Below are 25,248 nucleotides of genomic sequence, written 5' to 3'. Positions count from 1 at the left end.
CGCTGCTGCACGACCCGAGCCTAGTGATCGGCTTGCCCGGCCGTGCGGCGGGCCGTACCGTACAACAAGACGAACGTACGGTTTGGGAGGCGGCGATGTGGGACCCGGCGGCGTACCTGCGCTACGACGACGAGCGGGGGCGGGCCTTCCACGACCTGGTCGCCCGGGTCCGGGCCCGGCGGCCCCGGGCCGTCGTCGACCTCGGCTGCGGCCCCGGCACGCTCACCGCCACCCTGGCCGCCCGCTGGCCGGGCGCCCGGGTCACCGGCCTCGACTCGTCGGCGGAGATGATCGACCGGGCCGCCGCCCTGGGCGCGCCGGTGGACTTCGCGGTCGGCGACGTGCGTGACTGGCGTCCCGCCGCCGATGTCGACGTGCTGGTCAGCAACGCGGTGCTCCAGTGGGTGCCGGAGCACCGGGAACTGTTGACCCGGTGGGCCGCCGGGCTGCCCGCCGGGGCGTGGCTCGCCGTCGGAGTGCCGGGGAACTTCGACGCGCCGTCGCACCGGGCGCTGCGCGCGGTGGCCGGGGAGGGGCCGTGGGCGGCCGAGCTGAACCCGTTGGTGCGCGGGGCCCCGGTCGACGACGCGGTCGGCTTCGCCACGCTGTTGACCGGTGCCGGCTGCGCGGTCGACGCCTGGGAGACTGTCTATGTGCACCTGCTGCCGGCCCCCGCCGAGGCCGATCATCCGGTGCTGACCTGGATGGAGGGCACCGCGCTACGCCCGGTCCGGGCGGCGCTGGACGCCGCGCGGTGGGCCGACTTCCGCACCGCGCTGGGAGCACGCCTCGCGGCGGCGTACCCGGTCCGGCGGGGGCAGGTGTCCTTCCCGTTCCGCCGGGTCTTCGTCGTCGCCCGAACCGGCGCCCGCATAGAGGAGAACCTGTGACCGACCTGTCCACCTTCATCGCCGGACTGCCCAAGGTGGAGCTGCACGTGCACCACGTCGGCTCCGCGTCGCCGCGGATCGTGGCCGAGCTGGCCGCCCGGCACGAGGGGCGCAGCCCGGTGCCGGCGGATCCGGAAGCCCTCGCCGACTACTTCGCCTTCCGGGACTTCGCTCACTTCATCGATGTCTACCTCAGCGTGGTGGACCTGATCCGCGACCCCGAGGACGTCTGGATCCTCACCCACGAGGTCGCCCGCGAGCTGGCCCGCCAGCAGGTCCGGTACGCCGAGCTGACCGTCACCCCGTACTCGCACGTGTCCCGGGGCATCCCCGCGCCCGCGTTCTGCGAGGCGATCGAGGACGCCCGCAAGCGCGCCGAGGCCGACTTCGGCATCGCCCTGCGCTGGTGCTTCGACATCCCGGGCGAGGCGGGGCTGCCGGCGGCCGAGGAGACCCTGCGGATCTGCCTGGAGGAGCGGCCCGCCGGGCTGATCAGCTTCGGCCTGGGCGGCCCCGAGATCGGGGTGCCCCGCCCGCAGTTCAAGCCGTACTTCGACCAGGCCCGGGCCGCCGGGCTGCGCTCGGTGCCGCACGCCGGGGAGACCACCGGCCCGCAGACCGTCTGGGACGCGCTGCGCGACCTCGGCGCGGAGCGGATCGGCCACGGCATCTCCGCCGCCGGGGACCCGGAGCTGCTCGCCCACCTCGCGGAGCGGCGGATCGCCCTGGAGGTCTGCCCGACCTCCAACGTGCGTACCCGGGCGGTTGCCTCCCTCGACGACCACCCGCTGCCCCGGCTCGTCGAGGCGGGCGTGCTGGTCACCATCAACTCCGACGACCCGCCGATGTTCGGCACCACCCTCAACGACGAGTACGCGGTGGCCGCCCGGTTGCTCGGGCGCGGCGCCGAGGGGCTGGCCGCGCTGGCCACCGACGCGGTGACCGCCGCGTTCCTGGAGCCGGGGGAGAAGGCGCGGCTCACCGCCGAGATCGACGGTTACCTGGCCACGGCGACCCGCTGACCCGACGGCGCCGACCGGCCCGCCGCAGGCCGTCCGGCCGGTCGGCGCGCAGGTCGTGGGGGCTGGTGCGCGCGGCGGGAGTTGGTTGTGGGGGGACCGGACTCCCGCCGCGCGCACGGGCTCCACCGGCCAGGGGGGTGGATCCGGGAGTGGCCGGTGGAACTGATGGGTTCGCCCTTCGATCCTGTCAGGCCGCGCCCGGCGCGCCGGTGCCGTTAATCCGGATCTAAGAAAGACTTGCGTCTGCCCACAGACGGGCGGGCGGTCAGCCGTCCGTGGGGCGCTGCCGGGGCCAGCGGCGGCCCCCGCTCTTCTGCTCCCGGGCCTCCCGGGCCATCCGGCCGACCAGTCCGAACCGGTTGACCTGCCGAGGGGTGGCCTCCGGGTCGGCCAGCAGCATCACCACGCTGGCCCCGCCGAGCCGGGCCCGGTCGATGCTCACCGATCCGTTGGCCTGCAACGACACCCGCTTGGCGATGTCCAGGCCCAACCCGGTGGAGCCCTGGTCGCTGGTGCCCCGGCGCAGCGCCCGGTCCGGGTTGGCGATGCCCGGGCCGGCGTCGTCGACGCGGATCGCCACGTATCCGTCGCGGCGGGAGACCGCGACCTCGAACGCGGTGCCCTGCGGGGTGTAGCGGAACACGTTGCCGATCACCGCGTCGAGGGCGGCGGCCAGCTCGGCCCGGGGCACGGGCGCCGGGATGCGAAGCTGCGCCCCGCTGACCCGGTGCGGCCGGTTCTGGTCCCCCGCGAGGGCCGACCAGAAGACCATCCGGTCCCGGACCACCTCACTGACGTCGCACATCGCCGGGCCGACCTCATGGGTGATCGCCTTGCGGGTCGTCTTGATCAGTACGTCGATCTCGCCCTCAAGGGTCACGATGGCCTGCCGGATCCGCCGGATCGCGCGTCGCCGGTCCAACTCCGCCTCGGTGAACGAGCCCACGCCGGTGTCGTCGGAGTCCAGCCCCTCGGCGTCCAGCCGCAACACGGTCAACGGGGTGCGCAGCCGGTGCGACAGGTCCGCCACCAGCTCCCGCTCGTCGGTGCGCGCCGCCACCAGCCGGTCCGCCATCCGGTTGAACGCGTAGCCGGCCTCGGCCAGCTCACGCGGGCCGCTCGGCTCGACGCGTACCCCGAGGTCGCCGTCGCCGACCGCGAGGGCGGCCTTCACCAGCCCCCGGGTCGAGTCGGCCGCGCGGGCGGCGACCCGGTCCACCACCAGCACGGCCGCCCCGACCAGGGCCACCGCCACCGCGGCCAGCAGCAGCCACCGGCCCCCGGAACCCTCCTCGAGCCCGGAGTCCGGCACGAACACCTCGACCACGGCCACCGTGTCGCCGAGCACCACCGGGTCCAGCCGGAGCGCCCCGCCGGGCACGTCGACGACCACCGAGCGCCGCTCCCCGGTGGCCCTGGCCAGCTCCGCCGGGTCGGCCCGGCCGGCCGGGCCGACGCCGCCCAGCCCGTGTACCACCGGCCGGGTCGCCGGGTCCTCGCCGCTGGCCTCCACCGCGCGCCGCACCGCCGCCGGCTCGGTGCTGACCGCGAGCGCGCCGGTGACCAGCGCGCCGCGCCGGGCGGCGTCGGCGAGGGCCTCCTGGCGGGTCTGCTCACCCAGGCTGGTGCCGAGGGGGACCAGGAACGCCAACGCGACGAGCGCGCACATGCCCGCCGTGAGCCAGGCCAGCGCGACCCTCAGTCCGGGGCCACCAACCGGAAGCCCACCCCCCGCACGGTGCGCAGGTAGCGCGGCTTCGCCGCGGACTCGCCCATTTTGCGGCGCAGCCAGTACAGGTGAACGTCGATGGTCTGGTCCTCGCCGACCGACGGCTGGCGCCATACCTCCTCCAAGAGTTCCCGGCGGGACACCACCCGCCCTGGTCGGGCGGCGAGATACGCCAACAGGTCGAACTCCTTGCGGGTCAGCGCGAGCGGCATCCCGTCGAGCTGGGCGCTGCGTTCGCCGACGTCCACCCGCAGGCCGCCGACGGTGTGCACGGCCGGCTGCACGCTCCGGCTGGCCCGACCGGCCCGCCGCAGCACCGTGGTGATCCGGGCGTCCAGGTGCGCGCCGGTGAACGGCTTGACCATGTAGTCGTCCGCGCCCGCCCGCAGCAGGCGCACCACCGACTGCTCGTCGTCGCGGGCGGTGGCGATGATGATCGGCACGTCGGTGATGCCGCGCAGCATCCGCAGCGCGTCCGAGCCGTCCAGGTCCGGCAGGCCGAGGTCGAGCACCACCAGGTCAGGGGTCTCCGCGGCCACCCGGCGCAGCGCGTCCAGCGCCGTGCCGACGGCGTGTACGGCGTGCCCCCGGTCGGCGAGGGACCGCAGCATCGCGCCGCGTACGACGTGGTCGTCTTCGACCAGGAGCACCGTGGCCACGTCAGCACCGTACTCGGCGGGGCAAGCCGATCGCGTTGCGGCGCACCCGCGAACCGGGCAAGCTGATACGACCATGTCCTTCACGCTCTTCCCGGACACCCGCCTGGCCCTCGCCCGGGACAGTCTCGCCGGCCTCTCCGTGGGCGACGCCCTCGGCTCCCAGTTCTTCGTACCGGGGCAGCGGCCGGCCGACCTCGCCGCCGGCCGGCTCCCCGCGCCGCCCTGGCAGTGGACCGACGACACCGAGATGGCGTGCTCCGTGCTGACCGAGTTGGCCGGCGCCGGCGAGGTCGACCGGGACCGGCTGGCGCTGGCCTTCGCGCACCGGTGCGAGCCGTACCGCGGCTACGGCCCCGGGGCGGTGACCACCCTGCGGCTGATCCGTACCGGCACGCCGTGGCCCGTCGCCGCGGCCTCCGCGTTCGACGGGCAGGGCTCGTGCGGCAACGGCGCGGCGATGCGGGTCGGCCCGCTCGGGGCGTGGTTCGCCGACTCGACCCGGCGGGCGGCGGCCCAGGCCCGGGCGTCCGCCGAGGTCACCCACGCCCACCCGGAGGGGATCGCCGGCGCGGTGGCGGTGGCGGTGGCCGCCGCCCTGGCCGCCCGGGCCCGCCTCGACGGGGATCGCCCGCCGCCGTCGCGGCTGCTCGCCGCGGTGGCCACCGCCCTCGACCCCGGCGGCGAGGTGCACCAGGGGGTACGCCGGGCCGCCGCCCTGCTGGGCCGCCCCGTGGCGGTCGCCGCCGAGGCGCTCGGCAACGGCTCGCGGGTGACGGCGCAGGACACCGTCCCCTTCGCGCTCTGGGTCGCCGCCACGGGCCTCGACGACTACCCGGCCGCGATCCGGGCGTGCGTCGAGGCGGGCGGGGACGTGGACACCACGGCGGCGATCGCCGGGGCGGTGGTGGCCGCCCACACCGGTGTCGGCGCGCCGGGCGGGGTGCCCACCGACTGGCTCGCGGCCCGTGAGCCGCTGCCCGACTGGGCGCCCTGACCTCCAGGCATCGTCGCACCCCTCGGTCTCCGCGCGGCCGTGCCGACCGGCCCACCCGGGGCCGGTGTCAAAAGGAGCCCTTCCACCACCGAATGCGATAAGAAGGGGTACTTCCTGGCCCGCTAGCATCAGCGGGGGCGACCGCCCGGTCGCGTCCGTCGTCAGCTGGAGGAGTCACCGTGTCCGCACCCCGTACCCCCGTCGTGGCCGACCCCGTCGTCGTCGCCGCCGGGACGACGGCGGCCGACGCGGTGGTCGCGGCCGGCCTGCCGGCCAGCGGCCCCAAGGCGGTCGTCGTGGTCCGCGACCCGCAGGGCCAGCTCCGCGACCTGGACTGGACGCCGGCCGAGGACGTCACCGTCGAGCCGGTCGGCCTGGACACCCCGGACGGGCTGAACGTGCTGCGCCACTCGACCGCGCACGTGCTCGCCCAGGCCGTGCAGGACGTGTTCCCCGAGGCGAAGCTCGGCATCGGCCCGCCGATCGAGAACGGCTTCTACTACGACTTCGCCGTGGACAAGCCGTTCCAGCCCGACGACCTGGCCAAGCTCGAGAAGCGGATGCAGGAGATCGTCAAGTCGGGGCAGCGGTTCCGGCGGCGGCGGTTCGGCAGCCTGGACGAGGCGAAGGCCGAGCTGGCCGCCGAGCCGTTCAAGCTGGAGCTGATCGACGTCAAGGGCGAGGGGCTGGACTCTTCCGAGGTGATGGAGGTGGGCGGCGGCGAGCTGACCATCTACGACAACCTCGCGGCCAAGGAGGACAAGGTCTGCTGGTCGGACCTGTGCCGGGGCCCGCACCTGCCGAACACCCGGCTGATCGGGGCGTTCAAGCTGATGCGTTCGGCCGCCGCGTACTGGCGGGGGAGCGAGAAGAACCCGCAGCTCCAGCGGGTGTACGGCACCGCGTGGCCGACCCGGGACGAGCTGAAGGCGTACCTGAAGCTGCTGGAGGAGGCCGCCCGGCGCGACCACCGCAAGCTCGGCGCGGACCTGGACCTGTTCAGCTTCCCCGACGAGATCGGCTCCGGCCTGGCGGTGTTCCACCCCAAGGGCGGCATCATCCGCCGGGAGATGGAGAACTACTCGCGCCGCCGGCACGAGGCGGCGGGGTACGAGTTCGTCAACACCCCGCACATCACCAAGGCGCAGCTCTTCGAGACCTCCGGCCACCTGCCCTACTACGCCGACACCATGTTCCCGCCCATGCAGTTCGAGGGGGCGGACTACTACCTCAAGGCGATGAACTGCCCGATGCACAACCTGATCTTCAGGGCGCGCGGGCGGTCCTACCGGGAGCTGCCGCTGCGGCTGTTCGAGTTCGGCACGGTCTACCGGTACGAGAAGTCCGGCGTGGTGCACGGCCTGACCCGGGTACGCGGGCTGACCCAGGACGACTCGCACATCTACTGCACCCGGGAGCAGATGCCCGGCGAGCTGTCCGCCCTGCTCACCTTCGTCCTGGACCTGCTGCGCGACTACGGCCTGGACGACTTCTACCTGGAGCTGTCCACCCGGGACGACTCGCCGAAGTTCATCGGCGACGACGCCGACTGGGCGGAGGCGACGGAGGCGCTGCGCACCGCCGCCGAGGCGTCGGGGCTGGACCTGGTGCCCGACCCGGGCGGCGCGGCCTTCTACGGCCCGAAGATCTCGGTGCAGGCCCGGGACGCGATCGGCCGGACCTGGCAGATGTCGACGATCCAGGTCGACTTCAACCAGCCGGCCCGGTTCGGGCTGGAGTACCAGGCCGCCGACGGCACCCGCAAGCAGCCGGTGATGATCCACCGGGCGCTGTTCGGCTCGATCGAGCGGTTCTTCGGGGTGCTCACCGAGCACTACGCCGGGGCGTTCCCGGCCTGGCTGGCCCCGGTGCAGGTGGTGGGCATCCCGATCCGCGAGGACCACGCCGACTACCTGCACGGGTTCGTCGCGGCGCTGCGCGCCGAGGGCATCCGGGCCCAGGTGGACGCGGGCGACGACCGGATGCAGAAGAAGATCCGCACCGCCCAGCAGCAGAAGATCCCGTTCATGGTGATCGCCGGCGACGACGACGTGGCCGCCGGGACCGTGTCGTTCCGGTACCGGGACGGCTCGCAGCGCAACGGCGTGCCGGTCGCCGACGCGGTGGCCCACGTGCTCGACGTGGTCACCTCCCGGTCGAACACCGGACCGACCGCCTCCGACCCGGCCTGACCCGCGAGGTGGGGCTCCCCTCGTCGCCTGGGCGACGGGAGGAGCCCCACCCGTGTCGGGCCGTCGTGCTGGTGCCGGTGTCGGTCGATCAGATGCCGCAGGACGGCGCCGACCAGCCCCCGACCGCTCCGACGTGCGTGTGGTCGTTGTGGCCCGGGTAGCCGGGGCCGAGGATGTTCCCGAAGCCGTGGTAGCGGGCCTGCTGGGCCAGCCGGCAGAACGACGGGGACCCGACCAGGTCAACCCCGTCGCCGTACAGGTGCCGGCTGTTCGACGCCCCGCCGACCGCGCTGTTGCAGGCGTAGCTGCGGAAGCCGCTGCTGATGTAGATGGAGACGTCGCCGAGGGCGTGCCGCAGGGCCTGGAGCTTCCACATCGAGACGAGCGCGTTGAACTTGGCGGTGCTCGCCGCGACCGCCCCGCCGGACCAGGTCGAGTTGCAGTTGTTCAGCTCGGCGTAGGTGAAGTTGACCGGGGTGCAGTCGTCGTCCTGCAGGGCGTACAGCTTGTTGAACGTCAGCGGGCCGGCGATGCCGTCGGCGGACAGGCCGTACGCCTGCTGGAAGCGGATCACCGCCGAGCGGGTGGCCGGGCCGAACACGCCGTCGATGGCGATGGACGAGTTGTAACCCGGGTAGCCGGCGACCCGGATCTGGAGCTGGCGGACGTCCTCGCCGGAGGCGCCGGAGGCGAGCGTACGGCCCCAGGTGTAACAGCCGTCGGCGTGTGCCGCGCCGGTGGTCACGGTCAGGCCCACCAGGGTGGCGGCGGCGGCGAGCGCGCAGGCGGCCAGCGTTCTGCCGAGCCGGCGGAATGCGGTCTTCACGGGGGTCTCCCATCGACGGTCGTCAGGATCGATCAGTATGGAAGTTTTCATTCACGAGCATCAGTACGTCAAGTTTTTTCACCCCCTATCCGCCCCCGGCGCGGCCCCGCGACACACCGCCGGACGCCCCCGGGGCGCGGCCCGTGGGGCACTGGGGCGATGCCGGCCGGGAACGTAGGATCGGTGGCGTGACAGGGGCGGAACGGCACACGGACAGCGGCATGGCCGACGGGCTGGAGCGGCTCTGGACTCCGCACCGGATGACCTACATCTCGGGCGAGGACCGACCCGAGGGCGGGTACGAGAAGCCTGCCGGCTGCCCGTTCTGCCGGGCGCCCGGGTTGCCGCCGGAGGAGAGCCTGGTGGTGGCCCGGGGCGCGCACGTGTTCGCCGTGCTGAACCTCTACCCCTACAACCCGGGCCACCTGCTCGTCTGCCCCTACCGGCACGTGGCCGACTACACCGACCTGGACCTGCCGGAGACCACCGAGCTGGCGGCGTTCACCCAGACCGCGATGCGGGTGGTGCGCAGCGTCAGCAACGCGCACGGGTTCAACCTGGGCATGAACCAGGGCGGGGTGGCCGGCGCCGGGATCGCCGCGCACCTGCACCAGCACGTGGTGCCCCGCTGGGGCGGCGACGCCAACTTCATGCCGGTGATCGGGCGGACCAAGGTCCTGCCGCAGGTGCTCACCGACACCCGCGAGCTGTTCACCCGCGCCTGGCCGGTCTGACCCCGGAGCCGGCCGGAGCTGACCCTGCGTGGTCGACTGTGTCCTTCCGGTGAAGCCGGTGCCCCCAGCGGGGCCGGAGGTGACACGATCTGGCGATGGCAGTGACGACACGGACATTGGGTCGCAGCGGCATCGAGGTCAGCGCCCTCGGCATGGGGTGCTGGGCGATCGGTGGCCCCTGGGCCGCGGGCGTCCAGCCGCTGGGCTGGGGCGCGGTCGACGACGACGAGTCCGTCCGCGCGGTGCGCCACGCGCTCGATCTCGGGGTCACCCTCTTCGACACCGCCGACACGTACGGGGCCGGGCACGGCGAGCGGGTCCTCGGCCGGGCCCTCGCCGGCCACCGCGACGAGGCCGTGATCGCCACCAAGTGGGGCTACACGTTCGACGAGGCCACCCGCCAGGCCACCGGGGAGGACGCCTCGCCGGAGTACCTGCGCCAGGCGGTCACCGACTCGCTGCGCCGGCTGGGCACCGACCGCATCGACCTCTACCAGCTACACCTGGGCGACCTGCCGGTGCCGAGGGCCGAGGCGCTGATCGGCGCCTGCGAGGACCTCGTCGCCGACGGCCTGGTCCGGGCGTACGGCTGGAGCACCGACCGGGCCGACCGGGCCACCTGCTTCGGGCAGGGCGGCCGGCACGCCACCGCCGTGCAGCACACCCTGTCGGTGCTGCGCGACGCCCCCGAGCTGCTCGCCGTCTGCGACAAGTACGACCTGGCCAGCGTCAACCGCAGCCCGTTGGGGATGGGGCTGCTCACCGGCAAGTACGGCGCCGGCTCGACGCTGCCCCGCGACGACGTGCGGGGGGCCGCGGTGAGCAGGGTGGAGTGGTTCCGCAGCGGCCGGCCCGCCCCGGAGTGGCTGCGCCGGGTCGGGGCGGTCCGGGCGGCGCTGACCGCCGACGGGCGCACCGCGGCCCAGGGGGCGCTCGGCTGGATCTGGGCGCGCAGCGACCGCACGGTCCCGATCCCCGGCTGCCGCACCGTCGCCCAGGTCGAGGAGAACGCCGCCGCCCTGGCCCTCGGCCCGCTCGCCGCCGACCAATTCGCCGAGGTGGAACGCCAGCTCGCGGCGCTCCGCTCGGCGGCTCTGCGCTCCGCCGACCGCCCCCACTGGCCGATGCCCCCCACCGGACCCGCCCGCCCCTGACCGCGCGGGCCCATGATCGACGGGTGGGTCAGGGGGTGGGGGGGTGTTGCCTGCGGGGCTGGTCGGACAGGTGGGTGGGCATCGGGTCGTGGCGGACGAACCGGCGGCGGAAGGTGCCAGTGCCGGAGGTCAACGCGCGCAGCTCGATCGCGTACCGGAGCAGCTCGGTGGCCGGGACCTCCGCCCGGACGAGGGTTCGGCCGTCGGCCTCCGGGTCCGGCTCGGTGCCGAGCACCCGGCCGCGCCGGCCGGAGAGGTCGCCCAGCACCGCCCCGACGGTGTGGTCCGGCACCCGGACGACCACCTCGTCCACCGGTTCCAGCAGGGTCGGCTGGCCCCGCTCGGCGGCGTGGCGCAGCGCCAGCGCCCCGGCGGTCTGGAAGGCCGCGTCGGACGAGTCGACGCTGTGCGCCTTGCCGTCGACGAGGGTCACCCGCAGGTCCACCACCGGGTACCCGGCGACCAGACCGCGCTCCAGTTGGGCCCGCACGCCCTTCTCCACCGACGGGACGTAGTTGTGCGGCACCGCGCCGCCGACCACCCGGTCGACGAACTCGAACCCGGCCCCCCGGGGCAGCGGCTCCACCTCGATGTCGCAGACGGCGTACTGGCCGTGGCCGCCGGACTGCTTGACGTGCCGGCCGTGCCCGGTGGCCGGGGCGGCGAGGGTCTCCCGCAGCGCCACCCGGACCGGCTCGGTGTCCAGCTCGACGCCGCCACCGCGCAGCCGGTCGAGCACCACGTCGGCGTGCGCCTCGCCCATGCACCACAGGACGAGCTGGTGGGTCTCCGGGTTGCGTTCCAGCCGCAGCGTCGGGTCCCCGGCGACCAGCCTGGCCAGGTTACGGGACAGGGTGTCCTCGTCGGCCCGGCTGCGCGCGGTGACCGCCACCGGCAGCAGCGGCTCGGGCATCTCCCACGGGGCCACCAGCAGCGGGTCCTCCTTGGCGGAGATCGTGTCGCCGGTCTCCGCGCTGCCCGACTTGGTGATCGCGCAGATGTCACCGGCCACGCAGACCGGCACCTCGCGCAGGGCCGCCCCCAGCGGGGTGTGGAGATGCCCGACCCGTTCGTCCGCGTCGTGGTCGGGGTGCCCCCGCTCGGCCAGGCCGTGGCCGGCGACGTGCATCGTCCGGTCGGGTCGCAGGGTGCCGGAGAAGACCCGGACCAGGGAGACCCGGCCGACGTGCCGGTCCACCGTCGTGCGCACCACCTCGGCCACGAGCGGGCCGTCCGGGTCGCAGGTCAGCGGCGGCCGGGGGGAGCCGTCCACGCCGGTGACGGCGGGCAACTCGTGTTCCAGCGGGGACGGGAACGCCGATACGAGGCCGTCGAGCAGCACGTCCAGGCCCACCCCGGTCGCCGCGCAGACCGGCACCACCGGGTGGAAGTGCCCCCGGGCGACCGCCTTCTCCAGGTCGGCGACCAGCACCTGCGCGTCGATCTCCTCGCCGGCGAGGTAGCGGTCCATCAGGGACTCGTCCTCGCTCTCGGCGATGATCCCCTCGATCAGCTCGTTGCGGGACTCGGCGATCGCCGGCAGGTGCTCCGGGTCGGGCTCGCGCACCTGCGCCGGCAGCCCGGCGGTGTAGTCGAAGACCCGGCGGGTGACCAGGCCGAGCAGCCCGACCACCGACTCGCCGTCGTCGCCGAGCATCGTCAGGTGCAGCGGGAGCACGTTGTCGCCGAAGACCCGTTGGCACAGCGCCACGGCCTCGTCGAAGTCGGCGCGGGGGTGGTCCAGCCGGGTCACCGCGACCGCCCGGGGCATGCCCACCGCGGCGCACTCCTCCCAGAGCGCGGCGGTGGCGGCGTCCATCCCGTCGACGGCGGAGACCACGAACAACGCGGCGTCGGCGGCCCGCAGGCCGGCGCGCAGCTCGCCGACGAAGTCCGCGTAGCCCGGGGTGTCCAGCAGGTTGACCTTGACGCCGTCGTGCACCAGCGGGGCGCAGGCCAGGCTCACCGAGCGCTGCTGGCGCACGGCGGCCGGGTCGTGGTCGCAGACCGTGGTGCCGTCGGTGACCGCGCCGGCCCGCCCGATCGTGCCGGTCGCCGCGAGCAGTGCCTCGACCAGGGTGGTCTTGCCCGCCCCGGAGTGCCCGACGAGCACCACGTTGCGAACCCTGGCGGGCTCGGTCACCACCGGCACGCCGCCGGTGACTCCCTTGTCCTGGTTCCTCTGCGCCATGGGGCGCACCTCCCTCTGCCGGTGGTTGGTGGCGACCGCCGCGCGCGACGGGGAAGCGGCCCGGTACGGAAGTTCCGCGGCGCCATCCTCCGGTGATCTGCCGTGCGGCGGGTACGGGACGGTCGGTCGGGTGAGCTGGCTCACCCTCAGGTTCGATCTCACACCCCTCGCGGAGCCGGCACAAGACTTCCCCGGGCGGGTCGGCGACCGGGGCGTACCGTCGCCGGGGGCCGGCCGTTATCGTGGGACCGCCATGGCGAAGATCTTCCAAGTGTCAGTCCGGGCGGGGATGACCCGCATCGTCGAGCCGATCGCGCGCGGCCTGCTCCGCGCGGGCGTGTCCCCCAACGTCGTCACCGTCGCCGGCACCCTCGGGGTGCTGGTCGGGGCGCTCGGCTTCGGCGCCCGCGGCCATCTGGTCGCCGGCGCCCTCATCGTCACGGTCTTCGCGCTGACCGACCTGCTCGACGGGACGATGGCCCGGATGAGCGGCGGCTCGACGAGATTCGGGGCGTTCCTCGACTCAAGCATGGACCGGGTCGCCGACAGCGCCGTCTTCGGCGCGGTCGCGTACTGGCTGGCCACCGAGGGCGACCACGGCGGGGTCGCCGCCGCGCTGCTCTGCCTGGCCGCCGGCGGGCTGGTCTCCTACGTCAAGGCCCGCGCCGAGGGGCTCGGGATGACCTGCAACGTGGGCATCGCCGAGCGCACCGAGCGGCTGCTCATCGTCGGCGTCGGCGGCCTGCTCACCGGCTTCGGCGTCCCGTACGCCCTGCAGATCGCGCTCTGGCTGCTGGCCGCCGTCTCGATCTTCACCGTGGGCCAGCGGATCGCCCACGTGTACCGGCAGGCCCGCGAGGCCGCCCCGGACGGGCCGCAGGGGTGAACCTCACCGAGCTCGGCTACGTCGCCGGCTGGCGCCTGGTCCGCGCACTGCCCCGGCCCCTGGTCGCCGCGGCCTTCCGGGCGGGCGCCGACCGCGCCCACCGCTCCGGCGGCGCGGGTACGGCCCGACTGCGCGCCAACCTGCGCCGGGTGGTCGGCCCGGAGCTGCCCGAGGCCGAGCTGGACGACCTGCTCCGGCGCGGCCTGCGCTCCTACGCCCGGTACTGGATGGAGGCGTTCCGGCTGCCGGCGCTGAGCCGGGGGCAGCTCCTGGCCGGGTTCCGGCTCGCCCCCGAGGGGGTCGACCTGCTCGCCGCCGACGTCGCCGCCGGCCGGGGCGCGGTGGTGGCGCTGCCGCACGCCGGCAACTGGGACGCCGCCGGGGCCTGGGTGGCGGCCACCGGCTGGCCGATCACCACGGTCGCCGAGCGGCTCAAGCCCGAGGGGGTCTACCAGCGTTTCCTTGCCTTCCGGCGGGGGCTGGGCATGGAGATCCTGCCCACCCACGGCGGCGAGCGGCCCGCGTTCGACGTGCTGGTGGACCGGCTGCGCGCCGGCACGGTGGTGCCGCTGCTGGCCGACCGGGACCTCTCCGCCCGGGGGATCGAGGTCGACTTCTTCGGCGCGCGGACCCGGATGCCGGCCGGACCGGCGCTGCTGGCGCTGCGCACCGGGGCACCGCTCTACGTCGCCTCGTTGTGGTACGAACCGGACGCGGCGTGCGCCTCGATCGAGGGCCCGCTGCCCGTGCCCGGGGAGGACAGCGGGCCGCTGGACCAGCGGGTCCGGGAGCTGACCCAGCGGATTGCCGACGGTCTGGCGGCGGGCATCGCCCGGCATCCGGAAGACTGGCACATGTTGCAACGGATGTGGCTGGACCAGCGCGGCACCGGCGACGGCGGGCCCGGACCCGTCTCCACGCCGCCGGCCGCCACCGGAACGGTCTGAGGCGGAGGGGCGCTCACATGCGGATCGGCATCGTGTGCCCGTACTCCTTCGACGTGCCCGGCGGGGTGCAGAACCACGTGATGGACCTGGCGGAGGCGTTGATCGGGCTCGGGCACGAGGTGAGCGTGTTCGCGCCCGCCGACGAGGACTCCCCGCTCCCGCCGTACGTGGTGCCGGCGGGCCGGGCCCTGCCGCTGCCGTACAACGGGTCGGTGGCCCGGATCGCGTTCGGCCCGGTCTCCACCGCCCGGGTCCGGCGGTGGATCACGCGGGGCGACTTCGACGTGCTGCACGTGCACGAGCCGCTGACGATGAGCGTGTCGATGCTGGCCGTGCTCTCCGCCCGGGGCCCGGTGGTGGCCACCTTCCACACCGCGATGACCCGGTCCCGGGTGCTCGCCGCCGCGCAGGGCGTGCTCCAGATCGTGCTGGAGCGGATCACCGCCCGGATCGCGGTCAGCGCCCTGGCCCGCAAGGTGCAGGTCGAGCACATGGACGGTGGGGCGGTGGAGATCCCCAACGGCGTCACCGTGGCCAAGTTCAGCCACGCGACGCCGCTGCCCGGCTGGCCGGGGGAGTGCGACCTCGGGGAGGGCGGCACGCTCGGCTTCCTCGGCCGGTTCACCGAGGCCCGCAAGGGCTTCCCGATCCTGCGCGACGCCTTCGTCGAGCTGGCCCGCTCCCGCCCGGGCCTGCGGCTGCTGGTGGCCGGGCCGGGCGACCCGGACGACCTGTTCGACCGGTTTCCCGCCGAGCTGCGCGACCGGGTCACCTTCCTCGGCCTGGTCTCCGAGGAGGACAAGGCGCGCATGCTACGCAGCGTCCACCTCTACGTGGCCCCGAACACCGGGGGGGAGTCGTTCGGGATGATCCTCACCGAGGCCCTCGCCGCCGGCACCACGGTGGTGGCCAGCGACCTGGACGCGTTCCGCCGGGTGCTCGACGGCGGCCGGGCCGGGCTGCTCTTCCCCACCGGGGACGCGGTGGCGCTGCGGGCGGCCCTGGTCGGGCTGCTGGACGACCCGGCGCGGCGGGCCGCGCTGACCGCGTGCGGGGACCAGGTGGTGGCGCACTTCGACTGGCCGGTGGTCGCCCGCCGGGTGCTGGAGGTGTACGCGGCGGCGATCGAGGCAACCGACGGGCGGGTCATCGACCAGGAATGGGCGGGGCTGGGCTGACCGCCGTGGCCGGGGGTGCCGGTGGGACGCGGGTGTCGGGGCGGGTCGCGCCCCGGCCAGAGGCGAACGGAGCAGCACTACGATGCCGGGCATGTGGTGGTGGGTGGGCGCGAGTCTCGTCGTGGGGCTGCTCGCGGCGTACCTGACCTGGACCGTCGGCCGGGTCGAGCGGCTGCGCGTGCGCGCGGAGTCGGCGGCCCGGGCCCTGGACGCGCACCTGCTGCGCCGGGCAGCCGCCGCCGCGGTGCTCGCCGAGCGGCGCTACGGCGTGGAGCTGTACGCGGCGGCCCGGATCGCCCTGGACGCCGAGCCGGAGGAGCGGGAGGCCGCGGAGAACGACCTCACCCGGCAGCTACGGGCGGTGCGGCTGGACCCGGCCGACCCGGACTGCGAGGCGGTGATCGCCGCGAGCCGGCGGCTCGCCCTGGCCCGCCAGGTGCACACCGACCTGGTCCGGGACGCCCGCGCGGCGCGCGGCCGGCGGCTGGTGCGGCTGTTGCGGATGGGCCACCGGCACCCGTGGCCGCGCTACTTCGACATCGACGACCCGACCCTCGCGCTCCCCGCCGACGTGCCCGCCTGAGCGGAGCCGGCCGCCGCCCCGGCTCGTCACCCGCCGCCCGGCGGCGGGGTGATGACGGCCACAGAGCAGGCCACCCGGGGTCTGATTGGCTGTCGGAGCGGCGTTGAGCCCGTCGTAGCATTCAGCAGAGCCACCCCCCGAGCACGCCGAGGAGCGATTACCCGTGCCCGAAACCAGTTCCCCGAACGCCAGCGCCACCCCCGTCGTCGGGACCGCCCGCGTCAAGCGCGGCATGGCTGAGATGCTCAAGGGCGGCGTGATCATGGACGTGGTCACCCCCGAGCAGGCCAAGATCGCCGAGGACGCCGGCGCCGTCGCGGTGATGGCCCTGGAGCGGGTGCCCGCCGACATCCGCGCCCAGGGCGGGGTGTCCCGGATGAGCGACCCCGACATGATCGACGGCATCATCGAGGCCGTCTCGATCCCCGTGATGGCCAAGGCCCGGATCGGCCACTTCGTCGAGGCCCAGGTCCTCCAGGCGCTCGGCGTGGACTACGTCGACGAGTCCGAGGTGCTCACCCCGGCCGACTACGCCAACCACATCGACAAGTGGGCGTTCACCGTCCCCTTCGTGTGTGGGGCGACCAACCTGGGCGAGGCGCTGCGCCGGATCACCGAGGGCGCGGCCATGATCCGCTCCAAGGGCGAGGCCGGCACGGGCGACGTCTCCAACGCCACCATGCACATGCGCAAGATCCGCCAGGAGATCGCCCGGCTCAGCTCGCTGCCGGCCGACGAGCTGTTCGTCGCGGCCAAGGAACTCCAGGCCCCGTACGAGCTGGTCAGGGAGGTCGCCGAGACCGGCAAGCTCCCGGTGGTGCTGTTCACCGCCGGCGGCATCGCCACCCCGGCCGACGCCGCGATGATGATGCAGCTCGGCGCCGAGGGCGTCTTCGTCGGCTCCGGCATCTTCAAGTCCGGCAACCCAGCCCAGCGGGCCGCCGCGATCGTCAAGGCCACCACCTTCCACGACGACCCGGACGTGCTGGCCAAGGTCTCCCGGGGCCTCGGCGAGGCGATGGTCGGCATCAACGTCGACGAGATCCCGCAGCCGCACCGCCTGGCCGAGCGCGGCTGGTGACGTGCGAAAGGGCCCCTGCTCCCCGCCTCTGGCAGGAGCAGGGGCCCTTTCCTGACACCCGAGAGGAGTGAACGTGACGGCACCGGTCATCGGTGTGCTCGCCCTGCAGGGTGACGTCCGCGAGCACCTGGGCGCGCTGGCCGGGGTCGGGGCGGACGCCCGCCCGGTCCGCCGCCCGGGCGAGCTGGACTCGGTCGACGGGCTGGTCATCCCCGGGGGCGAGTCCACCACGATCAGCAAGCTCGCCGACATCTTCGAGATGCGCGAGCCGATCGACAAGCGGATCGCCGCCGGGATGCCGGTCTACGGCTCCTGCGCCGGCATGATCATGCTGGCCACCGAGGTGCTCGACGGCCGCCCCGACCAGCGCGGCTTCGCCGGCATCGAGATGACGGTCCGGCGCAACGCGTTCGGCCGTCAGGTCGACTCGTTCGAGGCGCCGGTTCAGATCGCCGGGGTGGCGGACGGGGCGTTCCACGCGGTCTTCATCCGGGCCCCCTGGGTCGAGCGGGTCGGCCCGGGCGTCGAGGTGCTGGGCCGGGTCACCGACGGTCCCGCCCCGGACCGGATCGTCGCCGTCCGGCAGGGCAGCCTGCTGGCCACCTCGTTCCACCCCGAACTCACCGGCGACCTGCGGCTGCACCGCTACTTCGTGGACCTGGTCCGCGCCGCGGCGTGACCCCGGGGCCGGCCACGCCGGCGAGCGACATCCGGTCGCTCTTGAAGGCGACCACCTGCTCCTCCGGCGAGAGTCGCAGCAGTTCCCCGACGTTGCAGCCGATCCGGTGATCCGCCCTCCCGGTCCGGGCATACGGCGATCGCAGGTTGTCGATCGGTGGACCGCGGTTGCCGGGGTGGAGAGGGCAGCGGGGGCGCGACCCGTTGTCGGTTCGGCTGGCCGTTCGGCGGACGACCCGGTCGGGAGGCGGGAATCGGGGCAGGTCAGCGGGAATGTGGTCGCGCGTCGCGGGGCGTCCTTCCGGGTGGAGGCTCGCGGGAGTGTCGGATGCCCGTCACCGCGGCGCCGGGCCGCCGGGACGCGGCGGCCCGGCCGCGGTGGCGGGTGTGACGCCGCCAGGCGCGGCCTCGGTAGGATTACCGGCGGTTCGGCAGGGCCGCCGCCCGCCGCCGCCCTCCACGCGGAGCCGCCCGGTCCCCGGCCGGTGGCATGCGGTGCCCGGTGGCGGTGTGAAGTTGGCGCGGGCAGTCGACGCAGGCGTGATCAACAGACGGAGGTAGCAGATGTCCGGCCACTCAAAGTGGGCGACCACCAAGCACAAGAAGGCTGTGATCGACGCCAAGCGCGGCAAGATGTTCGCCAAGCTGATCAAGAACGTCGAGGTCGCGGCCCGCACCGGCGGGGGCGACCCGGCCGGTAACCCGACGCTCTACGACGCCATCCAGAAGGCGAAGAAGAACTCCGTACCCAACGACAACATCGACCGGGCGGTCAAGCGCGGCTCCGGCCTGGAGGCCGGCGGCGCCGACTGGCAGACGATCATGTACGAGGGCTACGGTCCGAACGGCGTGGCCATGCTCATCGAGTGCCTCACCGACAACCGTAACCGGGCCGCCACCGAGGTGCGCACCGCGCTGACCCGCAACGGCGGCTCGCTCGCCGACGCCGGCTCGGTGTCCTATCTGTTCTCCCGCAAGGGCGTGGTGATCGTCCCCAAGGCCGACACCACCGAGGACGACGTGATGCTGGCCGTCCTCGACGCCGGCGCGGAGGAGGTCAACGACCTCGGCGAGGCGTACGAGGTGGTCTCCGAGCCGACCGACCTGATCGCGGTGCGCACCGCCCTGCAGGACGCCGGCATCGAGTACGAGTCGGCCGAGTCCTCCCTGATCCCCAGCATGAACGTGCCGCTGGACGAGGAGGGCGCCCGCAAGGTCTTCAAGCTGATCGACGTCCTGGAGGACTGCGACGACGTGCAGAACGTCTACGCCAACTTCGACGTCTCCGACGAGGTGATGGCCGCGGTCGGCTGAGCCGTGGCGGCCGGGCGGGAGCGGCGGTTCGCGCCGGGCGATGTGGTCGTCCGGCGCGAGATCCTGCGCGGCGAGGTGTGGTTCGCCGTCCCGACCGTCTGCGTGCGGGACGCGCCCGACGTGCTCGCCCTCTACCTGCCCACCGGGGCCGAGTTCGGCTTCCCCGAGCGCGGGCGCTTCCCCTGCGGGCGGCACCCCTGGCAGGTGGCCGGGCAGCGGGCGTGGCGCGGGCCCGGCAAGCTGATGCTGCACCGCCCCGGCGAGGCGCACTCCGTCGACGTGTTCTGGTCCGGGCCGGGGCGGACGTTCGCCGGCTGGTACTTCAACCTCCAGGACCCGCTGCGGCGTACCCCGATCGGGGTGGACACGCTCGACCACGAGCTGGACCTGTGGTGGGCGGCGGACGCCGACCGGTACGTCTTCAAGGACGCCGAGTTGTTCGCCCAGCGCCTGGTCGAGGGGCGCTACCCGGGGATGGCGGCGGCCATCCGCGCGGAGGGGGACCGGATCGCGGCGCTGCTCGACGCGGGGGAGCGCTGGTGGGACCCGGGCTGGGCGAGGTGGCGTCCCGACCCGGCCTGGCCGGTACCGACGCTGCCCGCCGGGTGGGACACCATCCCCTGCTGACCCCGGCTGCGCGGCCCGCCGGGCCCGCTGTACGCTTCATCCCCGGTTGACCTGTTCGTGGTGTGTCGTGCCCACTGTCCGGATAGTGTCTGTGACCGCCCGGTCACCGGAGTACCTCGGAGTAACAGTGCGTAGGAACGCCGCCGCCGTCGTCGTCGCGGCCGTGCTGCCCCTGGTGGCAGCGCTCGCCCCGGTCAACGCCCTGGCCCAGTCGGCCCGGGACGCCCTCGCCCCGCTGGGCGTGGGCGTGCTGGCCGACACCCTGCCGGGCCGGCCGTCCCGGGCCGACGCCTCCCCGCGCCGGGGGCCGGGGGAACTGCCGGCGGTGATCTACGGCGGCGCCTGGCCGACCTCGCACGTGCAGGGCATCGCGGTCGACCGGCGCCGCGGGTCGGTCTACTGGTCCTTCACCGAGGTGCTGGTCAGGACGGATCTCGCCGGCCGGGTGCTCGGCACGGTCACCGGGATCACCGGGCACCTGGGCGACCTCGACCTCGACCGGCGTGACGGCCGGGTGTACGGGTCGCTGGAGTACCGCGACGCCGGCGCGTTCTACGTGGCGATCTTCGACGGCGCCCGGATCGACCGGGTCGGCATCGACGCCCAGACCGGTGGGGTGCTGACCACCGTGCACCTGCGCGACGTCGCCGAGGACTTCGCCGCCGGGGCGGGCGCCGCGGGCCTGCCGGCCGGCGTCGTGCCGCGGCGGCACCGCTACGGCGCCAGCGGCGTGGACGGCATCTCGTTCGGGCCCCCGCTCGGCGACCCGGACGGCCCGGACGTGCTGATGGTGGCGTACGGCGTGTACCCCGACACCCGGCGCCGCGACAACGACCACCAGGTGCTGCTCGCCTTCGACGTGCGGGGGTGGCAGCGCTTCGCCCGGCCACTGGACCAGCGCCACCCGCACCGCAGCGGCCCTCGGACGGCCGACGACAAGGTCTTCGTCCGCACCGGCAACACCGCCTTCGGGGTGCAGAACCTGGAGTACGACCGGCACACCGGCCGGTGGCTGATGGCCGTGTACCCCGGCGGCAAGCGGGCCTGGCCGAACTACTCGCTGTACGCCGTCGACGGGGCGACCCCGCCGCGGCGGGGCGTGGTGCGCGGGCAGCCGGCGGGGGAGACCGGCCGGCTCGCCACCCTCGCCGGGGGCGGCCTGTCCGACCGGCGTACCGGGGTCCGGGGCTGGGTGTCGCCCGGCAGCCGGGGCCTGGAGTCGCTCGGCGACGGCAGCTTCTACCTGGTGACCGGCGGGTGGATCGTGGTGGACGGGCAGCGCCGCCAGGACGCGACGGCGACCCTGCACCGGTGGACCGGCGGTACCCCGATGCCGTTCGACCGGGTGTCGCCGGCCCCGGCGGCGACGGCGCGCCCGTCGTACCCGCTCTGACCCGCCGCGGCGGCCCGGCCCGCCGGTGCCGACGTGCCGGGCCGCCGCAGCGGGGGCGGTCAGCCGGCGCGCCGGGCCTTGACGCCGGAGTCGATCAGGTCCCAGACCAGGACCACCACCGCCGTGATGATCGCGATGACGGTGATCGACTGTCGGTTGCCCTCGTCCTGGAGCCAGGCGAAGCGCTCGACCAGGGCCGGGTTGAGCAGCCGGTCGTCCACCAGCAGCCAGACCACGGGCACCGAGAACGCCAGGTCCAGCGCGGCCTTCACCGCGACCAGCGGCCAGGTCCAGCGCCCGACGCGGTACCTGACCAGCTCGAAGACCACCCCGGCCAGCAGCACGGCGATCAGCACCGGCAGCCACGACCGCCACAGCACCGGGTCGAGCAGCGGGATGCGCTCGCCGTCGGTGTCCTTCACCCACGACCAGAAGTGCTGCCAGGGCAGGAAGGCCGCGGTGAACAGCAGCAGGGCGACCGACGCGGCGATGTCGGTCAGGGTCATGTCCCTCTTCGCCGGCACCTCGGGCAGTTGGTCGACCGTCCACGCCGGCAGCTTCAGCGACGGGTCGACGCGCTCGACGATGGCGAAGACCAGGGTCACCCAGAACGCGATCTGGATCGCGACGTCGAAGGCGGTGGTGAATCCGGAGGTGATCGCGGTGGTCGGGCCGTCTCCGGCGGCTGCCCGGGCCAGGCCGACCAGCGTTCCCACCAGCGCCGGGACGAAGCTGAGCAGCAGCCGCAGCAGTCGCCGCCAGTGCAGGTAGTAGGTGGGGCCGATGAGCTGCAACCGGCGGTCGGCGTACCGGGCGGCGAGCCGGTCGGGGTTGCCGAGCTCGTTGAGCACCTCGCGCTCGGCGGTGGCGGCGTCCTGCCCGGCGCCGGTCCGGCCCTCGATCATGTCCTCGATCGAGCCGCGCAGCTCGGTGGCGATCTCCTCCCGCCGTGGGGTGGGCACCGCGCGCAGGGTCGCGGCGAGGTAGCGGTCGGTCAGCGAACTCATCGGTCCACTCCTTCGATCAGGCCGGTGAGGGATTTCTGCACGGCGGCGAGGTCGGTCAGCAGTAGGCGCAGCACCGTCTCGCCGTCCTCGCTGGTCCGGTAGAACTTCCGCGGCCGGCGTTCCTCGGTATTCCACTCGCTGGTCAGCAGCCCCTGCTCCTCCAGTCGGCGCAGCAGGGGGTAGAGCGTGTTGGCGTCCACCGGGAAGCCGTGGTCGGTGAGTCGCTGGAGCAGCGCGTAGCCGTAGCCCGGCTGGCGCAGCGCGACCAGGCTCGCCACCACCACCGTGCCCCGGCGCAGCTCCTGGAGATGGGTCCGCAGGATGTCGTCGCTCACCATGCCTCACACCATACTGTATGCCACACACTATTGTCACCCGGCACATCGTTGTTGTGGGACGAGGCTCGTCGGGGCGGCCGGTGGAGACGCGGGCCACCACCCCCGGCGCGGACGGTGGAGCCGGCTCGATCACGTCGGTAGGGTGGTGCCCGGCCAGTCCGGCCGACCCATGATCCGACCCGGGGGGGCGCTCTGCATGGGCGATTCGTTCGCGCATCTGCACGTGCACACCGAGTACTCGATGCTCGACGGTGCGGCCCGGCTCAAGGACCTCTTCGCCGAGGCGGGTCGGCTCGGCATGCCCGCGGTCGCGATGACCGACCACGGCAACATGCACGGCGCGAACGACTTCTACAAGCAGGCGATGGCCGCCGGGATCACCCCGATCCTCGGCGTCGAGGCGTACGTCGCCCCCGAGTCGCGGTACCACAAGGCGCGGGTGAAGTGGGGCCGGCCGGAGCAGAAGAGCGACGACATCTCCGGTAACGGCGCGATCACCCACATGACGATGTGGGCGGCCAACAAGACGGGCCTGCACAACCTCTTCACGCTCAACTCGCGCGCCTCGATGGAGGGCCACTACGTCAAGTGGCCCCGGATGGACATGGAGCTGATCGCCGAGCACGCCGAGGGGATCATGGCCACCACGGGCTGCCCCTCCGGCGCGGTGCAGACCCGGCTGCGGCTCGGCCAGTTCGACGAGGCGCTCAAGGTCGCCTCCGCGTACCAGGACATCTTCGGCAAGGAGAACTACTTCCTGGAGCTGATGGACCACGGGCTGAGCATCGAGCAGCGGGTCCGCGAGGGGCTCACCGAGATCGGGAAGAAGCTCGGCATCCCGCCGGTGGTCACCAACGACTCGCACTACACCCACGAGGCCCAGGCCGAGGCGCACGACGTGTTGCTCTGCGTGCAGACCGGCAGCAACATCGCCGACCCGAACCGGTTCCGCTTCGAGGGCGGCGGCTACTTCATCAAGTCCGCCGACCAGATGCGCGCCGTGGACTCGTCCGAGCTGTGGCTCCAGGGTTGCCGCAACACGCTGCTGGTCGCCGAGAAGGTCGACCCGACCGGGATGTTCGAGTTCCACAACCTGATGCCGCGGTTCCCGATCCCGGAGGGGGAGACCGAGGAGTCGTGGTTCCGTAAGGAGACGTTCGCCGGGCTGGCCCGTCGTTACCCCGGTGGCATCCCCGAGGGGCACGTCGTGCAGGCGGAGTACGAGCTGGGCGTCATCATCCAGATGGGCTTCCCGTCGTACTTCCTCGTGGTCGCCGACTTCATCCAGTGGGCGAAGAACCAGGGCATCGCGGTGGGCCCGGGGCGTGGTTCGGCCGCCGGTTCGCTCGTCGCGTACGCGCTGGGCATCACCGACCTGGACCCGATCCCGCACGGGCTGATCTTCGAGCGGTTCCTCAACCCCGAGCGCGTCTCGATGCCGGATGTCGACATCGACTTCGACGAGCGCCGGCGCGGCGAGGTGATCAAGTACGTCACCGAGAAGTGGGGCGAGGACAAGGTCGCCCAGATCGCGACCTTCGGCACGATCAAGGCGAAGGCCGCGATCAAGGACTCGGCCCGGGTGCTCGGCTTCCCGTACGCGGTCGGCGACCGGATCACCAAGGCGATGCCGCCGGCGGTGATGGGCAAGGACATCCCGCTGTCGGGCATCTTCGACCCGAAGCACCCCCGCTACGCCGAGGCCGGGGAGATCCGGGGCCTGTACGAGTCGGACCCGGACGTGCGCAAGGTGATCGACACCGCGAAGGGCATCGAGGGGCTGATCCGGCAGACCGGTGTGCACGCGGCCGGCGTGATCATGTCCGCCGAGCCGATCATCGAGCACATCCCGCTGATGCGCCGGGACGCCGACGGGGTGATCATCACCCAGTTCGACTACCCGACGTGCGAGTCACTCGGGCTGTTGAAGATGGACTTCCTCGGCCTGCGCAACCTGACGATCATCGACGACGCGGTCAAGAACATCCAGCTCAACCACGGCAAGGACCTGGACCTGCTGGGCCTGGACCTGGACGACAAGGCCGCGTACGAGCTGTTGGCCCGGGGCGACACGCTGGGGGTGTTCCAGCTCGACGGCGGGCCGATGCGGTCGCTGCTGCGGCTGATGAAGCCGGACAACTTCGAGGACATCTCCGCCGTCCTGGCGCTGTACCGGCCCGGACCGATGGGCGTGGACTCGCACACCAACTACGCGCTGCGCAAGAACGGCCTCCAGGAGATCACCCCGATCCACCCGGAGCTGGAGGAGCCGCTGCGGGAGATCCTCGCGCCGACCTACGGCCTGATCGTCTACCAGGAGCAGGTGCAGCGCGCCGCGCAGATCCTCGCCGGCTACACCCTCGGTCAGGCCGACCTGCTGCGCCGGGCGATGGGCAAGAAGAAGAAGGAGATCCTCGACAAGGAGTTCGTGCCGTTCCGGGACGGCTGCCGCGAGCGCGGCTACTCCGACGAGGCCATCCAGGCCGTGTGGGACGTGCTGGTCCCGTTCGCCGGGTACGCCTTCAACAAGGCGCACTCCGCCGCGTACGGCCTGGTCTCCTACTGGACGGCGTACCTGAAGGCGCACTACCCCGCCGAGTACATGGCCGGGCTGCTCACCTCCGTCGGCGACGACAAGGACAAGATGGCGCTCTACCTGTCGGAGTGCCGGCGGATGGGCATCCAGGTCCTGCCGCCCGACGTGAACACCTCGGCCGGGCCGTTCACCCCGGTCGGCAAGGACATCCGGTTCGGCCTCGCCGCGATCCGCAACGTCGGCGCGAACGTGGTCGCCGCGATCATGCGCTGCCGCCAGGAGCAGGGCG

General features: G+C 73.6%; 22 protein-coding genes. 16 read left to right on the top strand and 6 right to left on the bottom strand.

The features are described from left to right. Positions 1-95 precede the first annotated feature (95 nt). Both C5N14_RS18455 and C5N14_RS18450 read left to right on the top strand, forming a co-directional pair. Positions 96-890, top strand: coding sequence for a trans-aconitate 2-methyltransferase (locus C5N14_RS18455; RefSeq protein WP_117669550.1), 795 nt, complete (start codon positions 96-98; stop codon positions 888-890). Continuing rightward, complete coding sequence (locus tag C5N14_RS18450) at positions 887-1,912, top strand: adenosine deaminase (protein ID WP_117669355.1); 1,026 nt, start codon at positions 887-889, stop codon at positions 1,910-1,912. The genes C5N14_RS18455 and C5N14_RS18450 overlap by 4 nt, the downstream gene beginning before the upstream one ends. 265 nt (positions 1,913-2,177) lie before the next feature. Here the strand turns inward: C5N14_RS18450 and C5N14_RS18445 are convergent, their stop codons facing one another. Then, entirely contained in the window at positions 2,178-3,581 is a 1,404-nt protein-coding gene (locus C5N14_RS18445) for a HAMP domain-containing sensor histidine kinase (RefSeq protein ID WP_117669354.1), read from the bottom strand. A 29-nt stretch (positions 3,582-3,610) separates the two neighbouring features. After that, positions 3,611-4,300, bottom strand: a complete 690-nt coding sequence (locus C5N14_RS18440) for a response regulator transcription factor (RefSeq protein ID WP_117669353.1) — start codon at positions 4,298-4,300, stop codon at positions 3,611-3,613. Positions 4,301-4,373: 73 nt separating this feature from the next. Between C5N14_RS18440 and C5N14_RS18435 the strand changes: the two genes are divergently transcribed. Both C5N14_RS18435 and thrS read left to right on the top strand, forming a co-directional pair. Then, positions 4,374-5,294, top strand: a complete 921-nt coding sequence (locus C5N14_RS18435) for an ADP-ribosylglycohydrolase family protein (protein ID WP_117669352.1) — start codon at positions 4,374-4,376, stop codon at positions 5,292-5,294. Positions 5,295-5,473: 179 nt separating this feature from the next. Continuing rightward, entirely contained in the window at positions 5,474-7,486 is a 2,013-nt protein-coding gene (thrS, locus tag C5N14_RS18430) for a threonine--tRNA ligase (RefSeq protein WP_117669351.1), read from the top strand. Positions 7,487-7,574: 88 nt separating this feature from the next. Here the strand turns inward: thrS and C5N14_RS33985 are convergent, their stop codons facing one another. After that, positions 7,575-8,312, bottom strand: coding sequence for a D-Ala-D-Ala carboxypeptidase family metallohydrolase (locus C5N14_RS33985; RefSeq protein WP_305792070.1), 738 nt, complete (start codon positions 8,310-8,312; stop codon positions 7,575-7,577). A 221-nt stretch (positions 8,313-8,533) separates the two neighbouring features. Here C5N14_RS33985 and C5N14_RS18420 point away from each other — a divergent pair, with 221 nt between their 5' ends. Together C5N14_RS18420 and C5N14_RS18415 are read left to right on the top strand one after the other, a co-directional pair. Continuing rightward, positions 8,534-9,046 (top strand): HIT domain-containing protein, encoded by a 513-nt coding sequence (locus C5N14_RS18420; protein WP_207892789.1) that lies wholly within the window; start codon positions 8,534-8,536, stop codon positions 9,044-9,046. Positions 9,047-9,141: 95 nt separating this feature from the next. Then, positions 9,142-10,200 carry an aldo/keto reductase gene (locus C5N14_RS18415; protein WP_117669348.1) on the top strand — a complete coding sequence of 353 codons (1,059 nt, stop codon included), beginning with the start codon at positions 9,142-9,144 and terminating at the stop codon, positions 10,198-10,200. A gap of 28 nt (positions 10,201-10,228) precedes the next feature. Here C5N14_RS18415 and C5N14_RS18410 read toward each other — a convergent pair whose 3' ends face one another. Further along, positions 10,229-12,391, bottom strand: coding sequence for an elongation factor G-like protein EF-G2 (locus tag C5N14_RS18410; RefSeq protein WP_117669549.1), 2,163 nt, complete (start codon positions 12,389-12,391; stop codon positions 10,229-10,231). Between the two features lie 253 nt (positions 12,392-12,644). Here C5N14_RS18410 and pgsA point away from each other — a divergent pair, with 253 nt between their 5' ends. The 9 genes from pgsA (at position 12,645) to C5N14_RS18365 (ending at position 21,078) form a co-directional block, all read left to right on the top strand. Then, positions 12,645-13,277, top strand: coding sequence for a phosphatidylinositol phosphate synthase (gene pgsA / locus C5N14_RS18405; protein WP_117669347.1), 633 nt, complete (start codon positions 12,645-12,647; stop codon positions 13,275-13,277). Further along, the gene (locus tag C5N14_RS18400) at positions 13,274-14,224 is read left to right on the top strand and encodes a phosphatidylinositol mannoside acyltransferase (protein WP_117669346.1); all 951 of its coding nucleotides are present in this window, start codon (positions 13,274-13,276) and stop codon (positions 14,222-14,224) included. The genes pgsA and C5N14_RS18400 overlap by 4 nt, the downstream gene beginning before the upstream one ends. 17 nt (positions 14,225-14,241) lie before the next feature. Continuing rightward, positions 14,242-15,402, top strand: a complete 1,161-nt coding sequence (locus C5N14_RS18395) for a glycosyltransferase family 4 protein (protein WP_117669345.1) — start codon at positions 14,242-14,244, stop codon at positions 15,400-15,402. Between the two features lie 82 nt (positions 15,403-15,484). After that, positions 15,485-15,985 (top strand): hypothetical protein, encoded by a 501-nt coding sequence (locus tag C5N14_RS18390; RefSeq protein WP_117669344.1) that lies wholly within the window; start codon positions 15,485-15,487, stop codon positions 15,983-15,985. A 163-nt stretch (positions 15,986-16,148) separates the two neighbouring features. Next, positions 16,149-17,066 (top strand): pyridoxal 5'-phosphate synthase lyase subunit PdxS, encoded by a 918-nt coding sequence (gene pdxS, locus C5N14_RS18385; protein ID WP_117669343.1) that lies wholly within the window; start codon positions 16,149-16,151, stop codon positions 17,064-17,066. 73 nt (positions 17,067-17,139) lie between these two features. Continuing rightward, on the top strand, positions 17,140-17,745 hold the full coding sequence (pdxT, locus tag C5N14_RS18380; protein ID WP_117669548.1) for a pyridoxal 5'-phosphate synthase glutaminase subunit PdxT: 606 nt from the start codon (positions 17,140-17,142) through the stop codon (positions 17,743-17,745). Positions 17,746-18,308: 563 nt separating this feature from the next. Next, on the top strand, positions 18,309-19,058 hold the full coding sequence (locus C5N14_RS18375) for a YebC/PmpR family DNA-binding transcriptional regulator (protein ID WP_117669342.1): 750 nt from the start codon (positions 18,309-18,311) through the stop codon (positions 19,056-19,058). A gap of 3 nt (positions 19,059-19,061) precedes the next feature. After that, complete coding sequence (locus tag C5N14_RS18370) at positions 19,062-19,685, top strand: DUF402 domain-containing protein (protein WP_243639753.1); 624 nt, start codon at positions 19,062-19,064, stop codon at positions 19,683-19,685. A gap of 127 nt (positions 19,686-19,812) precedes the next feature. After that, a complete protein-coding gene (locus tag C5N14_RS18365) occupies positions 19,813-21,078 on the top strand; it encodes a hypothetical protein (RefSeq protein ID WP_165878148.1) in 1,266 nt (421 codons plus the stop codon). A 59-nt stretch (positions 21,079-21,137) separates the two neighbouring features. Here C5N14_RS18365 and C5N14_RS18360 read toward each other — a convergent pair whose 3' ends face one another. Then, positions 21,138-22,085 carry a permease prefix domain 1-containing protein gene (locus C5N14_RS18360; protein WP_117669341.1) on the bottom strand — a complete coding sequence of 316 codons (948 nt, stop codon included), beginning with the start codon at positions 22,083-22,085 and terminating at the stop codon, positions 21,138-21,140. Further along, positions 22,082-22,423: a PadR family transcriptional regulator gene (locus C5N14_RS18355; RefSeq protein ID WP_117669340.1), complete on the bottom strand. Its 342-nt coding sequence runs from the start codon at positions 22,421-22,423 to the stop codon at positions 22,082-22,084. Before C5N14_RS18355 ends, C5N14_RS18360 begins: the two co-directional genes overlap by 4 nt. A gap of 196 nt (positions 22,424-22,619) precedes the next feature. On the opposite strand from C5N14_RS18355, the gene dnaE reads away from it, so the two are divergent. After that, on the top strand, positions 22,620-25,248 hold a 2,629-nt coding region (dnaE, locus tag C5N14_RS18350; RefSeq protein ID WP_117669339.1), incomplete at its 3' end, for a DNA polymerase III subunit alpha.

Origin of the sequence: Micromonospora sp. MW-13, assembly GCF_003434305.1 — a bacterium.
GTDB lineage: Bacteria > Actinomycetota > Actinomycetes > Mycobacteriales > Micromonosporaceae > Micromonospora.
This window is presented reverse-complemented; position numbering and strand designations above follow the sequence as displayed.

Bases quoted from the DNA above. Each gene is read 5' to 3' on its own strand.
- C5N14_RS18415 (WP_117669348.1), top strand. From the start codon at position 9,142: ATGGCAGTGACGACACGGACATTGGGTCGCAGCGGCATCGAGGTCAGC.
- C5N14_RS18390 (WP_117669344.1), top strand. From the start codon at position 15,485: ATGCCGGGCATGTGGTGGTGGGTGGGCGCGAGTCTCGTCGTGGGGCTG.
- pgsA (WP_117669347.1), top strand. From the start codon at position 12,645: ATGGCGAAGATCTTCCAAGTGTCAGTCCGGGCGGGGATGACCCGCATC.
- C5N14_RS18455 (WP_117669550.1), top strand. From the start codon at position 96: ATGTGGGACCCGGCGGCGTACCTGCGCTACGACGACGAGCGGGGGCGG.
- C5N14_RS18355 (WP_117669340.1), bottom strand. From the start codon at position 22,423: ATGGTGAGCGACGACATCCTGCGGACCCATCTCCAGGAGCTGCGCCGG.
- C5N14_RS18395 (WP_117669345.1), top strand. From the start codon at position 14,242: ATGCGGATCGGCATCGTGTGCCCGTACTCCTTCGACGTGCCCGGCGGG.
- C5N14_RS18435 (WP_117669352.1), top strand. From the start codon at position 4,374: ATGTCCTTCACGCTCTTCCCGGACACCCGCCTGGCCCTCGCCCGGGAC.
- C5N14_RS18420 (WP_207892789.1), top strand. From the start codon at position 8,534: ATGGCCGACGGGCTGGAGCGGCTCTGGACTCCGCACCGGATGACCTAC.
- C5N14_RS18445 (WP_117669354.1), bottom strand. From the start codon at position 3,581: ATGTGCGCGCTCGTCGCGTTGGCGTTCCTGGTCCCCCTCGGCACCAGC.
- C5N14_RS18360 (WP_117669341.1), bottom strand. From the start codon at position 22,085: ATGAGTTCGCTGACCGACCGCTACCTCGCCGCGACCCTGCGCGCGGTG.
- C5N14_RS18375 (WP_117669342.1), top strand. From the start codon at position 18,309: ATGTCCGGCCACTCAAAGTGGGCGACCACCAAGCACAAGAAGGCTGTG.
- C5N14_RS18410 (WP_117669549.1), bottom strand. From the start codon at position 12,391: ATGGCGCAGAGGAACCAGGACAAGGGAGTCACCGGCGGCGTGCCGGTG.